We start from the raw sequence: 21,146 nt of genomic DNA on the forward strand, positions 1-21,146 counted from the left end.
CGAGACGAACGAGGGAGCGACCAATCGTGGGAGCTGCACAGAACTACCTGGCGATCATCAAGGTCGTCGGCATCGGTGGCGGTGGCGTCAACGCCGTGAACCGGATGATCGAGGTCGGCCTCAAGGGCGTCGAGTTCATCGCGATCAACACCGACGCGCAGGCGCTGCTCATGAGTGACGCCGACGTGAAGCTCGACATCGGTCGCGAGCTCACCCGGGGTCTAGGGGCCGGCGCGCAGCCCGGCGTCGGCGAGAGGGCCGCCGAGGACCACATGGATGAGATCGAGGAGGTCCTCAAGGGGGCCGACATGGTCTTCGTGACCGCCGGCGAGGGCGGCGGCACCGGCACCGGCGGCGCTCCCGTCGTCGCCCGGATCGCCCGCAGCCTCGGGGCGCTCACCATCGGTGTCGTCACCCGGCCGTTCGCCTTCGAGGGCGCGCGCCGCAAGCGCTCGGCCGACGAGGGCATCGAGAAGCTTCGCGAGGAGGTCGACACCCTCATCGTCATCCCGAACGACCGGCTGCTCTCGATCTCCGATCGCAGCGTCTCGGTCATCGACGCGTTCAAGCAGGCCGACCAGGTGCTCCTCCAGGGCGTCTCCGGCATCACCGACCTGATCACCACCCCCGGCCTGATCAACGTCGACTTCGCGGACGTCAAGGCGGTCATGTCCAACGCCGGCTCCGCGCTGATGGGCATCGGCTCGGCCCGCGGTGAGGACCGGGCCGTCGCCGCGGCCGAGATCGCCGTCGCCAGCCCGCTCCTCGAGGCCTCGATCGACGGCGCCCACGGCGTCCTGCTCTCCATCGCGGGCGGCTCCGACCTCGGTCTCTTCGAGATCCAGGAGGCGGCCGCGCTGGTCGCCGACGCCGTCCACGCCGAGGCCAACATCATCTTCGGTACGATCATCGACGACGCCCTCGGCGACGAGGTCCGGGTCACCGTCATCGCCGCCGGCTTCGACGGCGGTCAGCCGAAGAAGCGCGAGACCACGCTCCGTGGCCAGTCGGCGCCGTCCGCCGCCCAGGCCCCGGTCCAGCGCGAGCAGCGCCAGGACCAGCGCCCCGCGCCGGCCCAGCCCGCTCCGGTCGCCGTGCAGGCCGCCGCTCCGGCCGGTCCGGCCACCCCGCCGCCGTCCGCTCCGCGCCAGGCCGCCCCGTCGGTCGACTTCGCCGACGACGACCTGGACGTGCCCGACTTCCTGAAGTGAGCCCCGGGGACCAGCATGTTCGCCTTCCGTGAGACCACCGGCCTCGGCCCGGGCAGCCCCCGGGTCGAGGTCGCGTTCACCGACGGCAGCCTCGACCTGCAGTGGCGTCCCGACGAGGAGGCCGGGTTCGCGCAAGCGCTCGCCGCCGTCGAGGACGCCGCCGGCGTCCGCTTCGCCCGCCTGCACCAGGTGCACGGCGACGACGTCCTCGCCGTCACCGGGCCCTGGCTCGGCGGGCCGGGTGACGCGGTGCCGACGGGCGACGCCCTGGTCACCTCGACCTCGGGCGTCGGGCTGATGATCCGGGTCGCCGACTGCGTCCCGGTCGTGCTCGCCGATCCCGAGGCCGGCGTGATCGGCGCGGCCCACGCGGGCCGCAAGGGCGTCGAGCTCGGCATCGTCACCCGCACGGTCGAGCGGATGCGTGCCCTCGGCGCCGGCTCCGCCGACGGGGCGATCACGGCCTGGATCGGGCCGCACGTGTGTGGACGCTGCTACGAGGTCCCCGACGCGATGCGGGCCGAGGTCGCCGCGGTCGTTCCGGAGACCCACGCCGAGACCTCGTGGGGCACGCCCGCCCTCGACCTCGGTGCCGGCGTCGCCGCGCAGCTCGCCACCGTCGGTGTCAGCGTCACCGCCGTCGACCGATGCACGCTGGAGGACGAGGCCCTGCACTCCTACCGCCGCGACGGCGCGGCCTCGGGGCGCCTGGCCGGACTGGTGTGGCTCCGGTGACCGGGCGGGCCGGCGTGCGCGAGCAGGAGCTCGCCGCCAACCTCGAGCGGGTCCGGGAGCGGATCGTGGCGGCCGAGGCCGCCGCCGGCCGCGCCGCCGGCGAGGTCGGGCTCGTCGTGGTGACCAAGTTCTTCCCGGCCTCCGACGTACGGATCCTCGCCGGGCTGGGCGTCGACGAGGTGGGGGAGAACCGCCACCAGGAGGCCCAGGCCAAGGCCGCCGACTGTGAGGACCTGCGCGCCTCGACGGGCCTGCGGTGGCACTTCATCGGCGGCCTGCAGACCAACAAGGCCGCCGCCGTCGCGCGCTATGCCGACGTCGTCGAGTCGGTCGACCGGCCCGAGCTGCTGGCGCGGCTGGACCGGGGCGCCGACGAGTGTGGCCGCCCCCTCGACGTGCTGCTCCAGGTCAGCCTCGACGCCCCCGACGCGAGCCATCGAAGCGGCGTCGCGCCGGCCGACCTCGCCGCCCTGGCGGAGCAGGTCGCCGCCCACCCCGCGCTCCGGCTCGGTGGCCTGATGGCCGTCGCGCCCCTGGGCGCCGATCCGGAGGAGGCGTTCGCGCGGCTCGCGCAGATCCGGGCCGGCTTCCTCGTCGATCATCCCGCAGCGAACCGGCTCTCGGCCGGCATGAGCGGCGACCTCGAACAGGCGATCCGCCACGGGGCGACACACGTGCGTGTCGGCTCAGCGGTGCTCGGTTCACGGCCGGCCGTCAAGTAATGTCCCCAACAGTTCCATCACCACCGGAAGGCAACAAGATGAGCGGCATGTGGCGTAAGGCCGGTGAGTACCTCGGTCTGCTCGAGGACACCGGTCGATACGACGAGGAGTCCGCCTACGACCGTGGCGCCGGGCACCCCGGCCGCGACGACCGCGGTCAGGACCACGGCCACGAGCGGTACGAGCGCGACGAGTACGACGAGCGCGCCGCCACCCAGGCCCCGCGCGTGCGCGAGTCCCGCCCCGCGCCGGTCGCCGACCTGGCCGAGCGCCGCCGCCCGGTGGCCGTCGCCGAGGCCGCTGCCCCCTCACCGGTGGAGCTCTCCCGCATCGTCACGGTCAGCCCGGCCAACTACAACGAGGCCCGTACGGTCGGCGAGACCTACCGCGACGGCATCCCGGTGATCATGAACCTCACCGACGTCGACGACGCGATCGCCAAGCGCCTGATCGACTTCGCCGCCGGCCTGATCTTCGCCACCCGCGGAGACATCGAGCGGGTCACCAACAAGGTGTTTCTTCTCTCTCCGCCCAACGTGATCATCGCTGCGGAGGACAAGGCCCGACTGGCCGAGGGTGGGTTCTTCAACCAGAGCTGACCCCCTGCCGTTAGGGTTACGACCGCTATGCACGCGATCGGCACTGTCCTCTACGTCCTGCTCTGGGTCTTCATCGCCCTGCTCTGGGTCCGCTTCATCGTGGACTGGGTCCAGGTGTTCGCGCGATCATGGGAGCCGAAGGGTGTGCTCCTGGTGATCCTCGAGGGCGTCTACACCGCCACGGATCTGCCGATCAACGCGTTGCGTAAGGTCATCCCGCCACTGCGCATCGGCTCGGTGGCGTTGGATCTCAGCTTCCTGATCGTCATGCTCGCCGCATACATCCTGCTGCAGCTCGACGTCAGGTATCTGCTGTAAACAACGCTAGAGTTTCAACTCCAAGCACCACTCTGTTTTGCAACAACGAGATGAATGGGTGAGGTCATGCCGCTGACGCCTGAGGACGTGAGTAACAAGCGCTTTACTCCCGTCCGGCTCCGCGAGGGCTACGACATGGGTGAGGTCGACCAGTTCCTCGATGAGGTCGAGGCTGAGCTCGCTCGGCTCACCAAGGAGAACGACGATCTCCGCGCGAAGCTCGCCTCCGCGCAGAGCTCCGGCGGGTCCTCGGCCCGGGTGGAGACCCCCGCGCCCGCCCCGGTCGTGGAGAAGACCCCGGAGCCGGAGCCGGCTCCCGTGCCGGTCGCCGCTCCGGTGGCTGCCGCGCCGGCCGCGGGTGCGATCGAGACGATCCGCGTGGAGACCGTGCCCGAGGCGTCCAACGCCGCGGCCCGCCTCCTCGAGCTCGCGACGCGCAACCACGACGAGCTGATCAACCAGGCGAAGAACGACGCCGACAAGATCGTCGGCGAGGCCCGGACGAAGGCCGAGCGCCTCGAGTCGGAGTCGAAGGAGAAGTCGGACAAGATGGAGTCCGACGCCCGGACCCGCGCGTCCATGCTCGACTCCGAGACGGCCGCTCGTCGCCAGCAGCTCTTCGGCGACCTCGAGCGCGAGAAGGACAAGCTCACCACCGAGGTGGAGGGCCTGCGCTCCTTCGAGCGCGAGTACCGCTCGCGCCTCAAGAGCTACTTCACCCAGCAGCTCGAGGCGCTCAACACCGCGCCCGAGGGTGCCGGGCAGGGTGGCGACGAGGCTCCGGCCGCGCCCAAGCGACTGCGCTCGATCCTCGGCGAGGAAGAGGGCTGACGAGCGAGGCCACGTCACGAGCTTGCTCGTCGGACGTGTGCCGAGCGAGGAGGTCCCGCCGCCGTAGCGGCCGGGCTGAGCCCCCAGTACGACCGTCGACGGCCGACTCCCACCCGGGAGTCGGCCGTCGGCGATTTCACAGACGGTGCACAGCCTGTTTCCCAGATTGCCAGGTGTAGGTAGGGCCGAACGGGGAAGTGTGTCGGAATACGAAATACGCCCCAAGGGTTGTCGGCATCCGCAACACTGTCGCAGTCCCTTCTAGGAAAGTGAGCGTCGTGGCGAAGAAGGCAGCATCCCTCAAGCCGTCTGCGGACACCCTGGTCGTCAAGGAGGGCGAGGAGCCCTGGACCTCCGCGGAGCTGAACGAGGTCCTCGATGAGCTCACCTCGACGCAGGCGCACAGCCTGGAGGTCCTCGAGGCCGCCGAGATCGAGCTCAACGGCCTCATGAAGGACTCCGGTGACGGAGCGGGCCAGGACCAGGCCGACGTCGGCGCCACCAGCTTCGAGCGCGACCACGAGCTGACCGTCGTCAACAGCGAGCGCGACAAGCTGCTCCAGATCGAGCGCGCTCTCGGCCGGATCGAGGACGGCACGTACGGTGTCTGCGAGTCCTGCGGCAATGCGGTCGGCAAGATGCGGCTGATGGCTTTCCCACGTGCCACACTCTGCATGACATGCAAGACGCGCGAGGAGCGTCGCTGAGCGACGCAGCATCCCAGGTCCACCGGTCCGGCCCGAGCACGGCGCTGCGGCTGCTGTTCGCTGGCGTCCTGCTCGGGGCCTATGCCCTCGACCAGGTCACCAAGGCCCTGGCGGCGGCACACCTGACACCCGGCGAGCCGCGCAACCTGATCGGCTCGCTGCTCCGTCTCGACCTGACCCGCAACCCGGGTGCCGCCTTCAGCACCGGCACCGGGCACACCGCGTTCTTCACCGTGCTCGCCATCGTCGCGCTGGTCGTGACGATCTGGTTCGCGATGCGCGCCGGCACCCGCCTGTGGGCGGTCGCCCTCGGCATCCTCGGTGCCGGCATCGCCGGCAACCTGAGCGACCGGATCCTCCGGGCGCCCCAGGGCTTCCGGGGGCACGTCGTGGACTTCCTCGAGTTCCCGCACTGGCCGATCTTCAACGTGGCCGACGTCTGCATCAACGTCGCCGCGGTGCTGATCTTCCTGCTGGCCTGGCGCGGCGTACGGATCGACGGACGCCCGTCGGCCAAGGACGCGGCCGGTGAAACCGGCGCGGCCGAGGGCGAGGAGCAGCGGTGAGCGATCAGCGCACCCTGTTCGTGCCCGACGGGCTCGAGGGGGAGCGGCTGGACGCGGCGATGGCCCGTCTCTTCGGCGTCTCCCGCACCCGCGCAGCCGAGCTGATCTCCGAGGGGTACGTGACCCTCGACGGCCACGCCGCCGCGAAGTCCGACCGGGTCTCGGCCGGCTCGATGCTCGATGCCACCATCCCGGTCGAGCGTGACCCGCTCGAGATCGTCCCCGAGTTGGTCGAGGGGATCGGCATCGTCTACGACGACGACGCGATCGTGGTGATCGACAAGCCCGTCGGCGTGGCCGTCCACCCCTCGCCGGGCTGGACCGGCCAGACGATCGTCGGGCACCTGCGGGCCGCGGGCTTCCGGATCTCGACGTCCGGCGCCACCGAGCGCGAGGGCATCGTCCAGCGCCTCGACGTCGGCACCACCGGCCTGATGGTGATCGCCAAGCAGGAGCACGCGTACTCGGTGCTCAAGCAGGCGTTCCGCGACCGGACGCCGCACAAGGTCTACCACTCGCTGGTCCAGGGTCACCCGGACCCGCTCGAGGGCACGATCGACGCCCCGATCGCGCGTAACCCGAAGTACGACCACAAGTTCTGCGTGCGCGCCGACGGCCGTCCCTCGATCACGCACTACCAGACCCTCGAGGCGCACCGCTTCGCCTCGCTGCTGGAGATCCACCTCGAGACCGGGCGCACCCACCAGATCCGGGTCCACATGAGCGCCACCAAGCACCCCTGCGTCGGCGACCTCACCTACGGCGCCGACCCGACGCTGGCCAAGCGCACCGGCCTGACCCGGCAGTGGCTGCACGCCCACCGGCTCGGCTTCGAGCACCCCGAGACGGGGGAGTACGTCGAGTTCGAGTCCCCCTACCCCGCCGACCTCGCGCACGCGCTCGAGGTCATCCGCGACGAGCACTAGGCCGAGAGGTCACTTCTCGTGGGTCGAGAGGTCACTTCTCGTGGGTCGAGAGGGCACGTCGCGATGATCCTGCGCCCCGCCGAGCCCGCCGATGTCGCGGAGATGGTGGCCGTGCAGCTCGCCGCGCGCGCGGCGGCCCCGATGCCCGGCAACGTCCACCCGGCGGCCGACATCGAGGCGTTCCTGACCGGACGGCTGGCCGAGGACGAGACCTGGGTCGCCGAGGTCGACGGCGAGGTCGCGGGGTACGCCCGCTTCACCCGTACGTGGCTCGACGACCTCTACGTCTCCCCGGAGGGTCAGCGTGCCGGGATCGGATCGGCCCTGCTGGACCTGGTGATGGCGCTGCGCCCCGACGGCCTGGGGCTCTACGTCTTCGCGTCGAACACGCCGGCGCAGACGTTCTACGAGCGGCGCGGCTTCGTCGTCACCGCTCGCTCCGACGGTGCGGAGAACGAGGAGCGCGAGCCCGACCTGCGGATGGAGTGGGCGCCGTGACACCTCGAAATTGTCGGACCCTCGTGGCACGGTGGACGGCGTCGGACAGGTAGGCTGAGGCCCTTCCCCCAGAGCCAGGTCGCGGCCTGTGACCGACCCTGATGATGCATGCCCAGAACGACCTGAGAGGGAGCGATGTCGAGCGACTCGTTCGTCCATCTCCACGTCCACACCGAGTACTCCATGCTCGATGGCGCCTCCCTCCTCGACGGTCTCTTCGAGCGCACCAGCTCGCTCGAGATGCCGGCGATCGCGATGACCGATCACGGCAACATGCACGGTGCCTACGACTTCTACTCGAAGGCGAAGCGGCACGGCGTCAAGCCGATCATCGGCATCGAGGCCTACCTCACCCCCGGCACCGGGCGCTCGGAGCGCAAGCGGATCCGGTGGGGCAAGGGCGACGCCAACGAGGAGGGCGGCGACGACGTCTCGGGTGGCGGCTCCTACACCCACATGACGATGTGGGCCGAGACCACCGAGGGCATGCACAACCTCTTCCGCCTCTCCTCGAAGGCGTCGATGGAGGGCTACTACTTCAAGCCGCGGATGGACAAGGAGCTGCTCCAGACGTACGGCAAGGGGATCATCGTCTCCACCGGCTGTCCGTCCGGCGCGATCCAGACCCGGCTGCGGCTCGGCCAGTGGGACGAGGCGCTGCGCGAGGCCGGCGAGCTCCAGGACATCTTCGGCAGGGACAACGTCTTCCTCGAGCTGATGGACCACGGCATCTCGATCGAGAAGCGGGTCCGCGACGACCTCCTCAAGCTCGGCCGCGAGATGGGGATCAAGCCCCTCGCGACCAACGACTCGCACTACAACAACCCCGAGGACGCCAGCGCCCAGGAGGCGCTGCTGTGCGTCAACTCCGGCAGCCGCCTCTCGGAGCCGACCTACTCCCAGGGCGGCAAGCGGTTCGCCTTCGAGGGCACCGGCTACTACATCAAGTCCGCCGCCGAGATGCGTGAGCTGTGGGGCTCCCAGGACCTCATGGAGGCCTGTGACAACACCCTGCTGGTCGCCGAGCGCTGCAACGTCGAGTTCACCGAGTCGACCGGTGGCTACATGGCGCGCGCCGACATCCCGGCCGACGAGACCGAGGAGTCGTGGCTGCGCAAGGAGGTCTACCGCGGCCTCGAGCACCGCTACCCCGGCGACCGGTTCACGCAGGAGGTCAAGGACCGCGCGGAGTTCGAGCTCCAGATCATCAGCCAGAAGGGCTACTGCGGCTACTTCCTGGTGGTTGCCGACTTCATCCAGTGGTCGAAGAACAACGGCATCCGGGTCGGCCCGGGCCGTGGCTCCGGCGCGGGCTCGCTGGCCGCGTACGCGCTGAAGATCACCGACCTGTGCCCCCTGGAGCACGGCCTCTTCTTCGAGCGGTTCCTCAACCCGGAGCGACCCTCGATGCCCGACTTCGACATCGACTTCGACGACCACCGTCGCGGCGAGGTCATCCAGTACGTCACCGAGAAGTACGGCGCCGAGCGTGTCGCCCAGATCGCCACCTTCGGCCGGATCAAGGCCAAGCAGGCGATCAAGGACGCCGCCCGCATCCTCGACCACGGCTTCGCCATCGGCGACCGGATCACCAAGGCGCTGCCGCCGGACGTGATGGGCAAGGGCGTCCCGCTCAAGGAGCTCTTCAACACCGAGCACAAGCGCTACGGCGAGGGCGGCGAGTTCCGCGCCCTGCACGACTCCGACGCCGAGGTCCGCCGGATCTACGAGGTCGCGCTCGGCCTCGAGGGCCAGATCCGCCAGACCGGCGTCCACGCCGCGGGCGTCATCATGTCGAGCGAGCCGCTGCTCGACGTGGTCCCGCTGATGGACCCGAAGCAGGACGGGCAGATCATCACGCAGTTCGAGTATCCGAAGTGCGAGGAGCTCGGCCTGGTCAAGATGGACTTCCTCGGTCTGTCCAACCTGCACACGCTCGAGGACGCCGTCGCCAACATCAAGGCGAACCGCGGCGAGGACCTGATCCTGGAGGACCTGCCCTTCGACGACCGGCCGACCTACGAGCTGATGGGCCGCGGCGACACGCTCGGCGTCTTCCAGCTCGATGGTGGCGGCATGCGCCAGCTGCTGCGCCTGATGCAGCCCGACCAGTTCGCCGACATCACCGCCGTCTCCGCGCTCTACCGCCCGGGCCCGATGGGTGCGGACTCGCACACCAACTACGCGCTGCGCAAGAACGGGCGCCAGGAGATCGACTACATCCACCCGGCCCTCGAGGAGGCACTCAAGGAGGTGCTGGGCGAGACCTACGGCCTGATCGTCTATCAGGAGCAGGTCATGGCGATCGCCCAGGTGCTCGCCGGCTTCTCGCTGGGCGCCGCAGACAACATGCGTCGCGCCATGGGCAAGAAGAAGAAGGAGGAGCTGGACAAGCAGTACGCCGGCTTCGAGGGCGGCATGCTCGAGCGCGGCTACCCCAAGGACTCCGTCAAGACGCTGTGGGACATCCTCGTCCCCTTCGCCGACTACGCCTTCAACAAGTCCCACTCGGCCGCCTACGGCGTCGTGACGTACTGGACCGCCTACCTCAAGGCCAACTACCCGACCGAGTACATGGCGGCGCTCCTGACCTCGGTCAAGGACAACAAGGACAAGATGGCGATCTACCTCGGCGAGTGCCGGCGGATGAAGATCGCTGTCCTGCCGCCCGACGTCAACGAGTCCGCGCACAACTTCACCGCCGTCGGCAACGACATCCGCTTCGGCCTCACCGCCGTGCGCAACGTCGGCTGGAACGTCGTCGACGGCATCGTCGCGGCACGCGAGGAGAAGAGTCGCTACGAGGACTTCAACGACTTCCTCACCAAGGTCCCGCAGCCGGTCTGCAACAAGCGCACCATCGAGTCGCTGATCAAGGCCGGCGCCTTCGACGACATGAAGCACAAGCGGCGCGCGCTGGTCGCCGTGCACGAGACGGCGGTCGACCAGTTCGTCGACATCAAGCGCAACGAGGCGATCGGCCAGGACTCGCTCTTCGGCGGCCTGGACGACGACATGGGCGGCTCGTTCGGTGCCTCGGTGACGATCCCCGACATCGACGAGTGGGACAAGATGACCCTGCTCGGCCACGAGCGGGAGATGCTCGGCCTCTACGTCTCCGATCACCCGCTGCTCGGTCTCGAGCACGTCCTGGTCAACAACTCCGACTGCACGATCGGCCAGCTCCTCGCCGACGAGGACCGGCCGCACAACAGCAGCATCCAGGTCACCGGCCTGGTCACCGCCGTGCAGCGCCGGATCACCAAGAAGGGCGATCCCTGGGCGACGGTGACGATCGAGGACCTCGACGGTGCCGTCGAGGCGCTCTTCTTCCCGAGCAGCTACGTCCTGGTCGCACCTCACCTCGTCGAGGACGCGATCATCACGGTCAAGGGCCAGCTCTCGCGCGACAAGGAGCAGCCCGAGATCCGCGGCCAGGAGGTCAGCGTCCCCGACGTGACCGACGGCCCGAGCGGCCCGGTCGTGGTCAGCCTGCCCTCGACCCGCTGCACCCCGCAGGTGGTCGCCTCGCTGCGTGACGTGCTCTCGGCGCACCCCGGGAGTACCGAGGTGCGGCTACGGTTGCTGACGCGCGAGTCGACACGCGTGCTCCGGCTCGACGACCGGCTGCGCGTGACGCCGAGCTCCGCGCTGTTCGCCGACCTCAAGCACCTGTTGGGACCCGGATGTCTGACCAGCTGATCGCCCCCGCCCCTGCCGCGCCCGACGTGCCGCCGTCGCGGGGCACGCTGCGTGTCGTGCTGATCCAGACCGCGATCGTCGTGGCGGTCTTCGCCGCGGCCGGTGCGCTCTGCGGCCTGGTGTGGGAGAAGGCCTGGAGTCCCGCGATGGGCGAGGTGGTCAAGCACGTCTGGTACCCGATCTCCTGGGATCGCGCCCAGCCGGCGTACTTCGCCGCCACCGGGTGGTACGTCATCGTCGGAGTGGGCGCGGGCCTGGTCCTCGGCGGGCTCGCCGCCTGGCTGTGCGACCGCGCCGAGATGGCGACCCTCGCCGCGGTGATCGTCGGTGGCCTGCTCGCGGGCTACCTCATGCGGGTGGTCGGACTCCACCGCGGCCCCGGCAACCCGCAGCAGATCGCCAAGACCGCGCCCGACGGGACGCTGCTGCCCAGTGAGCTGCGGCTCGGCAGCTGGTGGCTGATCACTGTCCTCCCGGGCGGGGCGCTCGCCTCGCTCGGCGTCCTCTTCCTCACGGTGACCAAGCGCGGCACCCGCGCCGTCGCCCCCGTGGAGAACGACTCCGAGCTCTCGGTCCCGCCGCCCGACGCTGAGTAGTCTTGACACATGCCCGACTACGGTACGCCGCCACCGCCCTCCGACACCGTGACGCTCGGTGGCGGGGCGTGGAACGACCCGCGTGAGCCGCGGCGCAAGCGCACCTGGTGGTACGTCGGCGCCGGCTCGATCGCCGCGGTGGCACTCGTCGCCGGTGGCAGCGTCTTCGCCGCCTCCCAGGTCAACCACGACCACGACCCGGGCGCGGCGGCGGGTCTGCCCTCCGACACGCTGGCGTACGCCGGCATCGACCTCGACCCGAGCATGGGGCAGAAGATCGAGGCGATCCGGGCCCTGGCGAAATTCCCGGCGTTCACCGGCGGTCTGAAGGTCGGCCCGACCACCGACCTGCGCAAGCTCATGCTCGACGACGTGCTGCAGGGGCCCGCCTGCCAGGGCCTCCAGTGGAGCGACGACGTCAAGCCGTGGCTCGGCAACGACGTCGCCGCGGCGATGGTGCCGACGGTGAGCGGCGGTCCCCAGCCGGTCGTTGTCCTGGCCGTCACCGACGAGGCGGCTGCCACCAAGAGCCTGCCGCAGCTCCTCACCTGCGCCGACGCGCCGCACGGGCTGTCGATCGCCCACGGCTGGGCGGTCATCGCGAGCAACGACGCGATCGCACGGAGCATCAGCAGCCAGTCGGCGAGCAACGCGCTGGCCGACGACGCCGACTTCAAGACCTGGACCGACCGCACCGGTGACCCCGGGGTCGCTACCTTCTACGCCTCGCCCGACGCGGGCTCGACCCTCGCCGGCACGCTCGACAACCTCAAGATGCTCGGCAGGATGCCGTTCGGGACGAGCTCCGGCAGTGCGAGCGGCAGCAGCAGCGCCGCCTCCGCCGCGTACGTCTCCCACGAGACCTCCACCGCCCGGCCGGCGGACCCGTTCGCGGCCCTCGGCGCGATCTGTCCCGACGCGCTCGACGGCAAGGGCGGCTCCGGCCAGGGTCCGCTGAGCGACGCGCAGCTGGAGCTCGCGAAGGAGCAGCTGCGCAAGATCCAGGGCGGAGCGGCGACACTGCGCTTCGCCAACGGCGGCTTCGAGCTCGAGACCGCCTCCGGCGTCGAGGGCGCCCAGGCGACCTCCGAGACGAGCGGTCTGACCACGCTGCCCTCCGACACCGCCGTCGCCTTCGGCGCCGGCGGGGCGAGCGAGGCGATCAGCGCGCTCACCGACGCGTTCGCCCAGGCCTTCGCCCAGGAGTGCGGCGGGACCCCGGAGAAGCTCTGGCAGGCGGTCTCCGGCCTCACCGGGCTCAGCGTCCCCGCCGACCTGCACACCCTCTTCGACGGCGGGGTCACCTTCGCGCTGTCCGGCTCGACCGATCCGGAGAAGCTGGTCAACGGCGGTCCCGCCGATCTGCCCGCCGGCATCAAGCTCCAGGGCGATCCCGATCAGATCGCCGCGGTGATCGCGAAGGTCAAGCTTCCCGGGGTGCAGGAGATCCTCGGGGTCACGCCGGGTGACGGCGTCGTCGCCGTGGGCCCCGACGCGGCCTACCGTGACGAGCTGGTGAAGGACGGCGGGCTGGGGGACTCGAAGGAGTTCACCGACGTCATCCCGCACGCCGACAAGGCGCCCGGGGCGCTCTTCGTGTCGTTCACCAACCTGCTCCCGATCCTCAGGAGCGATGCCGCCCAGGTCCCGAGCGACGTCCAGGACAACCTCGCCCACCTCGGCGCCCTCGGTGAGAGCAGCTGGGTCGACGACGGCGGCATCGGCCACGGGCTGATCCGGCTCAGCACGAAGTAAGAGCCGGCGCTCGGCTCAGTTCGGCGACCACCGGTTGCGGGCCACGTCGGTGGCCGGCAGCGACGGGATCACGTTCATCGCGCGCAGCTCGCCGCGCAGCAGCTCGGTGACCAGGATCAGGCGCTCCTCGGCATCGCCCGCCTCCAGCAGACCCTGCCGCTCGGGCATGGGCAGCGGAGCGCACGCCGCCAGCGCCCACGACAGGTACTCCGGATCGCGGGGGAGGGAGCCGTCGTACGGATCCTCGCGGAACTCGGTGAGCGCCAGCCGGTACGCCGAGAAGGTCGCCCGCGCCCGCTCCACCACGTGGTCCGGCACCACCCGAGCGGGCTCGGGCAGCTCGCGCACCTCGCCGACGGGAAACGGGCCGCTGCCGTCGAGGGCGTCCATCTGGATCCGGTCGATGCCGACCGCCTCGATCTCGAAGCTGCCGTCCGGGTTCGCCTCGACGTCGGTGAGCTGCATCCGCACGCCCACCCGGAACAGCGACTGCGCGCCGTGGGCACCGACCTCGTAGCCCTCCCGGATGGCCACCGAGCCGAACGTCCGCTCCGCCGGGTCCTCGATGGTGAGCAGGTGCTCGACGAGCGCGCGGTAGCGCTCCTCGAAGACGTGCAGCGGCACCGTCACCCCGGGGAAGATGACCAGGTTGAGCGGGAACATCGGCAACGTCGCAGAAGAGCTATCCGGCACACGACCAACCTAGTCGTCCGCCGGAGGTGACCATGCGGGAAGCACGCCGCGCGTCCCCGTAGAATTGCGCCATGATCCGCCGCATCGACCTGCGGGGAGCCCGTGATCAGGGCCCCGGTGCTCACCCTCTGGACTATCGCGCCGCCGTGCCGCGCGCAGAGTTCGACATCGCGGCGGCGACCCATGCCGTCCAGCCGATCCTCGACGACATCCGCGCCCGCGGGATCGAGGCGATCCTGGAGTACGGCGAGAAGTTCGACGGCGTCCGTCTCGCGGACATCAGGGTGCCGCGTGAGGCCCTGACGACGGCTCTCGCCGAGCTCGACCCGGCGATCCGCGCAGGTCTCGAGGAGTCGATCACGCGGCTGCGCGCCACCTGCGCCAACGAGCTCGAGACCGACGCGGTCACCGAGCTCGGTCCCGGCGCCCGGGTGACCCACCGCAAGGTGCCGGTCGGCCGGGTCGGCCTCTACGTCCCCGGCGGTCTCGCACCGCTGGTCTCCAGCGTGCTGATGAACACCGTCCCGGCCCAGGTCGCGGGCGTACGGTCGATCGCCCTGGCCAGCCCGCCGCAGAAGGCCCAGGCCGATGGGCGCTGGGGCGGCCTCCCGCACCCGTCCATCCTGGCCGCGTGCGAGCTGCTCGGCGTCGAGGAGGTCTACGCCGTCGGCGGCGCCCAGGCGATCGCGATGTTCGCCTACGGCGTCCCGGCGGGCCCGGCCACCGAGGGCTGCGCCAGGGTCGACCTGGTCACCGGTCCGGGCAACATCTACGTCGTCACCGCCAAGCGCCTGCTCAAGGGCGAGGTCGGCATCGACTCCGAGGCCGGCCCGACCGAGATCGCGATCCTCGCCGACGCCACCGCCGAGGCGGCCTACGTCGCCGCCGACCTGATCTCGCAGGCCGAGCACGACCCGCTCGCCGCCTCCGTCCTGGTCACCGACTCGCCGGCCCTGGCCGACGACGTCGAGCAGGAGCTGGAGAAGCAGGTCGCCGCGACCAAGCACCAGGAGCGGATCCGCACCTCGCTGGCGGGCAGCCAGTCCGGCATCGTCCTGGTCGACGACATCGACCAGGGTGTCGAGGTGGTCAACGCGTACGCCGCCGAGCACCTCGAGATCCACACCCAGAACGCGCTGGTCGACGCCGGCCGGATCCGCAACGCGGGCGCGATCTTCGTCGGCCCGTTCGCCCCCGTCAGCCTGGGCGACTACTGCGCCGGCTCCAACCACGTGCTGCCGACCGGCGGCTGCGCCTGCCACAGCTCGGGGCTGTCCGTGCGCGCGTTCACCAAGTCCGTGCACGTCATCGACTACTCCCGTGAGGGCCTGGCCGCGGTCAAGGACCACGTGGTCACCCTCGCGCACGCCGAGGACCTGCCGGGCCACGGCGCTGCGGTCTCGGTCCGGTTCTCGGAGGACCCGGCGCAGGACGCCCGCTGATGACGTCGAGCGACCTGGTGGGCTCGCCCGAGCAGTACCGTCCCCCGATCCGTGAGGAGCTCGCCGGCATCGAGCCCTACGGCGCACCGCAGCTCGACGTCCCCGTCCAGCTCAACGTCAACGAGAACCCGTACGGCCCCTCCGAGGCGTGCCTGGACGACATCGCGGCCTCGGTCCGCGAGGCGGCGCGCACCCTCAACCGCTACCCCGACCGGGAGTTCGTCGAGCTCCGCACCGGGCTCGCGGCCTACCTGAGCCGGGACGTGGTCACGGCGGGCCCGACCTCCGGAGACGCGATCACCCCCGAGATGGTGTGGGCGGCCAACGGCTCCAACGAGGTCATGCTGCAGCTGCTCCAGGCCTTCGGCGGACCCGGCCGCACCGCGCTGAGCTTCGCTCCGACGTACTCGATGTATCCCGAGTACGCCCGCGACACCAACACCGAATGGGTCGCCGGCGTCCGGGAGAGCGACTTCTCCCTCGACCTGGAGAAGGCGCGTGCGCTGATCGCGGAGGTCCGGCCCAGCGTCGTGCTGCTGCCGAGCCCCAACAACCCGACCGGCACCGCGCTCGACCCGGCCTCGATCGGTGCGCTGTGCGAGGCGGTCGGCCAACGCGGGATCCTGGTCGTCGACGAGGCGTACGGCGAGTTCCGCCGCGCCGGCGTGCCGAGTGCGCTCGAGTCGCTCGGCAGTCACCGCAACCTGGTCGTCACCCGGACCATGTCGAAGGCGTTCGCCGGCGCCGGGCTGCGCCTGGGCTACCTGGCCGCCGACCCGGCGATCTGCGACGCGATCCGGGTCGTCCGGCTCCCGTACCACCTCTCCGCCGTCACCCAGGCGACGGCGCTGGCGGCGCTGCGTCACACCGACGAGCTGCTCGGCAACGTCGCCTCGCTGCGCGAGGAGCGCGACGCATGCGTGTCGTGGCTGCGTGAGCAGGGGTTCACCGTCGCCGAGAGCGACGCCAACTACGCGCTCTTCGGGATGTTCCCCGACCGGCACGCCATCTGGCAGGGTCTGCTCGAGCACGGCGTACTGATCCGCGAGACCGGCCCCGACGGCTGGCTGCGGGTCTCGATCGGCACCCCTGCCGAGATGGACGCATTCAAGAAGGCCCTGATGGAGGTCACCCAGTGAGCAGCAGCGTGAGCCGCACCGCGCCCCGTACCGCCCGGATCGAGCGCAAGACGTCGGAGTCGACGGTCATCGTCGAGGTCGACCTCGACGGCACCGGCAAGCACGACATCTCCACCGGCGTCGGCTTCTACGACCACATGCTGACCGCGCTGGCCCGGCACGCGCTGCTCGACCTCACCGTCAAGAGCGACGGCGACGTCCACATCGACGCGCACCACACCGTCGAGGACACCGCGATCGTGCTCGGCCAGGCCCTGCGCCAGGCGCTCGGGGACAAGAAGGGCACCCGCCGCTTCGGCGATGCGACCGTCCCCCTCGACGAGGCGCTGGTCCAGGCGGTCGTCGACATCTCGGGTCGTCCCTACTGCGTGCACTCCGGCGAGCCCGAGGGGCAGCAGTACGTCCAGCTGGGCGGCTCCGGAGTCTCCTACCTGGGCTCGCTGACCCAGCACGTCTTCGAGTCGATCGCCTTCCACGCCCACCTTGCGCTGCACGTCCGCGTGCTCGCCGGCCGCGAGCCGCACCACATCGTGGAGACGCAGTTCAAGGCGTTCGCCCGGGCGTTCCGCGACGCGATCGCGCTCGACCCGCGCGAGACCGGCATCCCGTCCACGAAGGGCGTCATCTGAGCATGGCGTCGCCGACTGTTGTTGTCCTCGACTACGGGTCGGGCAACCTGCGCTCGGCCGTGCGCGCCGTCGAGCGCGCCGGCGCGAGCGTCGAGCTGACCGGCGACCTGGACGCCGCCATGGCGGCCGACGGCCTGCTGGTGCCCGGCGTGGGCGCGTACGAGGCCTGCATGCGGGGGCTGCGGGCGATCCGCGGCGAGCGCATCATCGGCCGTCGCCTCAGCGGCGGTCGCCCGGTGCTGGGCATCTGCGTCGGCATGCAGATCCTCTTCTCCCGCGGGGTCGAGCACGGCGTCGAGACCGAGGGCTGTGACGAGTGGCCCGGCGTGGTGGAGCGGATCCAGGCGCCGATCGTGCCCCACATGGGCTGGAACACCATCGAGGTGCCGCAGGGCTCCGAGCTCTTCGCCGGCGTCGAGGACGAGCGGTTCTACTTCGTGCACTCCTACGGCGTACGGACGTGGGAGCTGGTCACCAACGACCGGACCAAGGCGCCGCTGGTGACGTGGGCCGAGACCGGGCCCGACGAGAAGACCGGCGACCGGTTCGTCGCGGCCGTCGAGAACGGCGCCCTGTCCGCGACCCAGTTCCACCCCGAGAAGTCGGGCGACGCCGGCGCCGCGGTGCTGCGCAACTGGGTCCAGTCCCTCAAGAGCGCCTGAGGACGCGATGCCATCGGGAGTGCGCGCCAGGGCCCGCGAGGAGCGGGAGCGACAGGCCGCCGAGGCCGCCGCCGTCCGGGCCGTCGCCGACGCCGCCGCGGCGCGCCGGCGCCTGCGCCGGGCGCGGCTGCAGTCCGGTCTCGACAGGCTCGACCTCCGGGGATCGCGACGCGGTCGCTCCCACGGTGCCCTCGCGAAGCGCCGCCGCATCCAGCTCCAGGTCCTGATCGTCGGCCTCGTCGTCCTCAATGCGCTGCTCTGGTTCGCCGAGCCGTCGCCGTCCATCCGGGCCCTGGCCCTCGTCGCCAGCGTGCTGGCGACCCCCGTCCTGTACACCGTGTTGTTCCGAAAGGCCTGAACGTGTCCTACCTCGAGCTGCTCCCCGCCGTCGACATCAAGGGCGGTCGCGCCGTCCAGCTGGTGCAGGGCGTCGACGGGTCCGAGAAGGTCTTCGGCGATCCGATCGAGGCCGCGCTGCGCTGGCAGGAGATGGGGGCGGAGTGGATCCACCTCGTCGACCTCGACGCCGCCTTCGGGCACGGCTCCAACGCCGACCTCCTCGCCGAGGTCACCCGCGCCGTCGACATCAAGATCGAGCGCTCGGGCGGCATCCGCGACGACGCGTCGCTCAAGGCCGCGATGGACTCGGGCTGTCGGCGGGTCAACATCGGCACCGCCGCCCTCGAGAACCCGGAGTGGTGCCGCAAGGCCATCGCCGAGTACGGCGACCGCGTCGCCATCGGTCTCGACGTCCGCGGTACGACGCTGGCCGCCCGCGGCTGGACCAAGGACGGTGGCGACCTCTATGAGGTCCTCGACCGACTCGATCAGGCGGGCTGCGCCCGTTACGTCGTCACCGACGTCAACAAGGACGGCATGCTCCAGGGCCCGAACCTCGACCTGCTGCGCGACGTCGCCTCCCGTACCTCCGCCCCGATCGTCGCCTCCGGCGGCGTCACCACCATCGACGACATCCGCGCGTTGATGACGCTCGTCGATGCGGGTGTCGAGGGTGCCATCGCCGGCACGGCGCTCTACACCGGATCGCTCTCCCTCGAGGAGGCCCTCGCGGTCACCAGGGGCGCGGCGTCATGAGCCTGGCCGTACGCGTCATCCCGTGCCTCGACGTCGACGGCGGCCGGGTCGTGAAGGGGATCAACTTCGAGAACCTGCGCGACGCCGGCGACCCGGTCGAGCTGGCGAAGGTCTACGACCGCGAGGGCGCCGACGAGCTCACCTTCCTCGACATCTCCGCCTCCTCGGACGCCCGCGGCACCACCATGGAGATCGTCTCCAAGGTGGCCGAGGAGGTCTTCATCCCGCTCACCGTCGGTGGCGGCGTACGGGCCGTCGCGGACGTCGACCGGCTGCTGCGCGCGGGCGCCGACAAGGTCGGCGTCAACACCGCGGCCATCACCCGCCCCGAGCTGATCGCCGAGATCGCCGACCGGTTCGGCTCGCAGGTCCTGGTGCTCTCGGTGGACGCCCGTCGGGTCCCGACGGGCTCGTCCACCGACTCGGGCTTCGAGGTGACCACCCACGGCGGTCGCCGGTCCGCCGGGATCGACGCCGTCGCGTGGGCCATCAGGGCTGCCGAGCTCGGCGCGGGGGAGATCCTGCTCAACTCGATGGACGCTGACGGCACCCGCGACGGCTTCGACCTCGAGATGCTGCGCGCGGTCCGTGCAGAGGTCTCGATCCCGGTCATCGCCTCCGGCGGCGCCGGCGCCGCCGACCACTTCGCTCCCGCGGTCGAGGCCGGCGCGGACGCCGTCCTCGCGGCCTCGGTCTTCCACTTCGGCACGCTGCGCATCGGCGAGGTGAAGTCGGCACTCGCCGGCGCCGGCTACCCGGTGCGCTGAGGCGGGCGGACGTCATACGACGCGCTCCGCAGGTGGGCTCGATTCGTATGACGTCCCGCCGCTCGGATCAGGGCGCGACGGGGTAGCCCGAGGCGATCGCGATCCGGTTCCAGCCGTTGATCGAGATCGCCAGCGCGGTGATGGCGGCGATCTCCCGCTCGTCGAGGACGGCGGCGACGTCGACCTTCGGGGCCGGCGAGGTGTGCTGGGCGCCGATCAGCGTGACCTGCTCGGTCAGGGTCAGCGCGGCCTGCTCCTGCGGGGTGAAGTACTGCGACTCCCACCAGGCGGCGACGACGGCGAGCCGGTCCGTGGTCTCGCCGTTCTTCAGCGCGTCCTGGGTGTGCATCCGCAGGCAGAAGGCGCAGCCGTTGAGCTGGGAGGCGCGCAGCCGGACCAGGTCCAGCAGCAGCGGGTGCAGGCCGGCCGCCTCCGCGGCGTCGGTTGCCGCCTTCTCGACCGCGAGCTGCGCCTCGTAGAGGGCGGGGACGACCTTGGTGACGTTGACGTGCGACATCTGTCTGGACTCCTTGGAAGAGGTGCCGGCCGGCGTGTCCGGCCTGCACACTGATGACGAGACGGCCGAGCGGAGTGTGAGGACCTCACAGACGTGATCACTGTCTCGTCAATGCCGTGTGAGCGCTGAAGGACTGTCTGTGGAGCTGGTCGACGTGATGGCGGAGCGGCGCCGGCTGATCGCGCTGGCCTACCGCCTGCTCGGCACGCTCGAGGAGGCCGAGGACGCCGTCCAGGAGACCTACCTGCGCTGGTACCGGCTGAGCGAGGAGGAGCGGGCCGCGATCGGCAACCCGCAGGGCTGGCTGACCCGGGTCGCCTCCCGCGTCTGCCTCGACGTGCTCAAGTCGGCGCGGGCGCGCCGGGAGCAGTACGTCGGGCCCTGGCTGCCCGAGCCGGTGCCCTCCACGCTGCTCTCGCTCCCGCTGGCCTCCGCCGCCGCGGGCGTGGACCCCGCCGATCGGGTGACCCTGGACGACACGGTGAGCAGCGCCCTGCTGGTGGTGCTCGACGCGATGACGCCGGCGGAGCGGGTGGCGTTCGTGCTGCACGACGTCTTCGAGCTGCCGTTCCCCGACATCGCCGGTGTGGTCGGGCGCACGCCCGCCGCGGTGCGCCAGCTCGCCACCTCGGCCCGGCGCAAGGTCGCCGCGCACCGCGAATCGGTCGCCCCGGCCCACGAGCACGACGCCGTCGTCCGGGCCTTCAGCGACGCCGTCGCGGGCGGCGACCTGGGTGCCCTGACCGAGCTGCTCGACCCGTCGGTCGCGCTGCGCGCCGACGGCGGCGGCGTGGTCAGCGCGGCCCGCAAGCCGGTGATCGGCCCGGACAAGGTGGCCCGGTTCATGTTGGGTGTGATGGCCAAGCGGCCGACGTGGCGGATCGAGCCACGCCCGACCGGCGACGGGCTCGGCATGGTCTACGCCGAGGGCGACCAGATCTTCGGCGTGCTCAACCTGCGGGTCGTCGGCGGGCTGGTCACCGACGTGTGGGCCGTGCTGAACCCCGGCAAGCTCTCCACCTGGCGAGCCTGAGCG

Annotated in this window: 23 protein-coding genes; 21 read left to right on the forward strand and 2 right to left on the reverse strand. The window is 70.9% G+C overall.

Annotation, left to right across the window (positions count from 1 at the left end):
- The first annotated feature begins 26 nt into the window (after positions 1–26).
- From ftsZ to ACZ5L9_RS14265, 13 genes are all read left to right on the forward strand, one after another.
- On the forward strand, positions 27–1,211 hold the full coding sequence (gene ftsZ / locus ACZ5L9_RS14205) for a cell division protein FtsZ (protein WP_464528824.1): 1,185 nt from the start codon (positions 27–29) through the stop codon (positions 1,209–1,211).
- 15 nt (positions 1,212–1,226) lie between these two features.
- The gene (pgeF, locus tag ACZ5L9_RS14210) at positions 1,227–1,946 is read left to right on the forward strand and encodes a peptidoglycan editing factor PgeF (protein ID WP_464528825.1); all 720 of its coding nucleotides are present in this window, start codon (positions 1,227–1,229) and stop codon (positions 1,944–1,946) included.
- Positions 1,943–2,668: a YggS family pyridoxal phosphate-dependent enzyme gene (locus ACZ5L9_RS14215; protein WP_464528826.1), complete on the forward strand. Its 726-nt coding sequence runs from the start codon at positions 1,943–1,945 to the stop codon at positions 2,666–2,668. The genes pgeF and ACZ5L9_RS14215 overlap by 4 nt, the downstream gene beginning before the upstream one ends.
- A gap of 38 nt (positions 2,669–2,706) precedes the next feature.
- A complete protein-coding gene (locus ACZ5L9_RS14220; RefSeq protein ID WP_464528827.1) occupies positions 2,707–3,267 on the forward strand; it encodes a cell division protein SepF in 561 nt (186 codons plus the stop codon).
- 27 nt (positions 3,268–3,294) lie between these two features.
- The gene (locus ACZ5L9_RS14225) at positions 3,295–3,585 is read left to right on the forward strand and encodes a YggT family protein (protein ID WP_464528828.1); all 291 of its coding nucleotides are present in this window, start codon (positions 3,295–3,297) and stop codon (positions 3,583–3,585) included.
- 66 nt (positions 3,586–3,651) lie between these two features.
- Positions 3,652–4,416, forward strand: coding sequence for a DivIVA domain-containing protein (locus tag ACZ5L9_RS14230; protein WP_464528829.1), 765 nt, complete (start codon positions 3,652–3,654; stop codon positions 4,414–4,416).
- Positions 4,417–4,694: 278 nt separating this feature from the next.
- Positions 4,695–5,123 carry a TraR/DksA family transcriptional regulator gene (locus tag ACZ5L9_RS14235; RefSeq protein WP_464528830.1) on the forward strand — a complete coding sequence of 143 codons (429 nt, stop codon included), beginning with the start codon at positions 4,695–4,697 and terminating at the stop codon, positions 5,121–5,123.
- Entirely contained in the window at positions 5,096–5,689 is a 594-nt protein-coding gene (lspA, locus tag ACZ5L9_RS14240; RefSeq protein WP_464528831.1) for a signal peptidase II, read from the forward strand. Before ACZ5L9_RS14235 ends, lspA begins: the two co-directional genes overlap by 28 nt.
- Entirely contained in the window at positions 5,686–6,615 is a 930-nt protein-coding gene (locus ACZ5L9_RS14245; protein ID WP_464528832.1) for an RluA family pseudouridine synthase, read from the forward strand. The genes lspA and ACZ5L9_RS14245 overlap by 4 nt, the downstream gene beginning before the upstream one ends.
- Positions 6,616–6,678: 63 nt before the next feature.
- A complete protein-coding gene (locus ACZ5L9_RS14250; protein ID WP_464528833.1) occupies positions 6,679–7,113 on the forward strand; it encodes an N-acetyltransferase family protein in 435 nt (144 codons plus the stop codon).
- A 135-nt stretch (positions 7,114–7,248) separates the two neighbouring features.
- The gene (gene dnaE, locus ACZ5L9_RS14255; RefSeq protein ID WP_464528834.1) at positions 7,249–10,815 is read left to right on the forward strand and encodes a DNA polymerase III subunit alpha; all 3,567 of its coding nucleotides are present in this window, start codon (positions 7,249–7,251) and stop codon (positions 10,813–10,815) included.
- On the forward strand, positions 10,800–11,411 hold the full coding sequence (locus tag ACZ5L9_RS14260; protein ID WP_464528835.1) for a hypothetical protein: 612 nt from the start codon (positions 10,800–10,802) through the stop codon (positions 11,409–11,411). Before dnaE ends, ACZ5L9_RS14260 begins: the two co-directional genes overlap by 16 nt.
- 9 nt (positions 11,412–11,420) lie before the next feature.
- Complete coding sequence (locus ACZ5L9_RS14265; protein ID WP_464528836.1) at positions 11,421–13,166, forward strand: hypothetical protein; 1,746 nt, start codon at positions 11,421–11,423, stop codon at positions 13,164–13,166.
- A 15-nt stretch (positions 13,167–13,181) separates the two neighbouring features.
- Here the strand turns inward: ACZ5L9_RS14265 and ACZ5L9_RS14270 are convergent, their stop codons facing one another.
- Entirely contained in the window at positions 13,182–13,859 is a 678-nt protein-coding gene (locus ACZ5L9_RS14270; protein WP_464528837.1) for an LON peptidase substrate-binding domain-containing protein, read from the reverse strand.
- Between the two features lie 71 nt (positions 13,860–13,930).
- On the opposite strand from ACZ5L9_RS14270, the gene hisD reads away from it, so the two are divergent.
- The 7 genes from hisD to hisF are packed head-to-tail and all read left to right on the forward strand — an operon-like array spanning position 13,931 to position 19,593.
- Positions 13,931–15,301 (forward strand): histidinol dehydrogenase, encoded by a 1,371-nt coding sequence (gene hisD, locus ACZ5L9_RS14275; protein WP_464528838.1) that lies wholly within the window; start codon positions 13,931–13,933, stop codon positions 15,299–15,301.
- Positions 15,301–16,440 carry a histidinol-phosphate transaminase gene (locus tag ACZ5L9_RS14280; protein ID WP_464528839.1) on the forward strand — a complete coding sequence of 380 codons (1,140 nt, stop codon included), beginning with the start codon at positions 15,301–15,303 and terminating at the stop codon, positions 16,438–16,440. Before hisD ends, ACZ5L9_RS14280 begins: the two co-directional genes overlap by 1 nt.
- On the forward strand, positions 16,437–17,069 hold the full coding sequence (gene hisB / locus ACZ5L9_RS14285; protein WP_464528840.1) for an imidazoleglycerol-phosphate dehydratase HisB: 633 nt from the start codon (positions 16,437–16,439) through the stop codon (positions 17,067–17,069). Before ACZ5L9_RS14280 ends, hisB begins: the two co-directional genes overlap by 4 nt.
- A gap of 2 nt (positions 17,070–17,071) precedes the next feature.
- Positions 17,072–17,731, forward strand: a complete 660-nt coding sequence (gene hisH, locus ACZ5L9_RS14290) for an imidazole glycerol phosphate synthase subunit HisH (protein ID WP_464528841.1) — start codon at positions 17,072–17,074, stop codon at positions 17,729–17,731.
- Positions 17,732–17,738: 7 nt separating this feature from the next.
- Positions 17,739–18,089, forward strand: a complete 351-nt coding sequence (locus ACZ5L9_RS14295; RefSeq protein ID WP_464528842.1) for a hypothetical protein — start codon at positions 17,739–17,741, stop codon at positions 18,087–18,089.
- 2 nt (positions 18,090–18,091) lie between these two features.
- Complete coding sequence (priA, locus tag ACZ5L9_RS14300) at positions 18,092–18,826, forward strand: bifunctional 1-(5-phosphoribosyl)-5-((5-phosphoribosylamino)methylideneamino)imidazole-4-carboxamide isomerase/phosphoribosylanthranilate isomerase PriA (protein ID WP_464528843.1); 735 nt, start codon at positions 18,092–18,094, stop codon at positions 18,824–18,826.
- Complete coding sequence (hisF, locus tag ACZ5L9_RS14305; RefSeq protein WP_464528844.1) at positions 18,823–19,593, forward strand: imidazole glycerol phosphate synthase subunit HisF; 771 nt, start codon at positions 18,823–18,825, stop codon at positions 19,591–19,593. Before priA ends, hisF begins: the two co-directional genes overlap by 4 nt.
- Before the next feature lie 67 nt (positions 19,594–19,660).
- Here the strand turns inward: hisF and ACZ5L9_RS14310 are convergent, their stop codons facing one another.
- On the reverse strand, positions 19,661–20,110 hold the full coding sequence (locus ACZ5L9_RS14310; protein ID WP_464528845.1) for a carboxymuconolactone decarboxylase family protein: 450 nt from the start codon (positions 20,108–20,110) through the stop codon (positions 19,661–19,663).
- Between the two features lie 139 nt (positions 20,111–20,249).
- Here ACZ5L9_RS14310 and sigJ point away from each other — a divergent pair, with 139 nt between their 5' ends.
- Positions 20,250–21,143 (forward strand): RNA polymerase sigma factor SigJ, encoded by an 894-nt coding sequence (gene sigJ, locus ACZ5L9_RS14315; RefSeq protein ID WP_464528846.1) that lies wholly within the window; start codon positions 20,250–20,252, stop codon positions 21,141–21,143.
- Positions 21,144–21,146 lie beyond the last annotated feature (3 nt).

It is taken from the genome of Nocardioides sp. JCM 18998 (assembly GCF_055391535.1).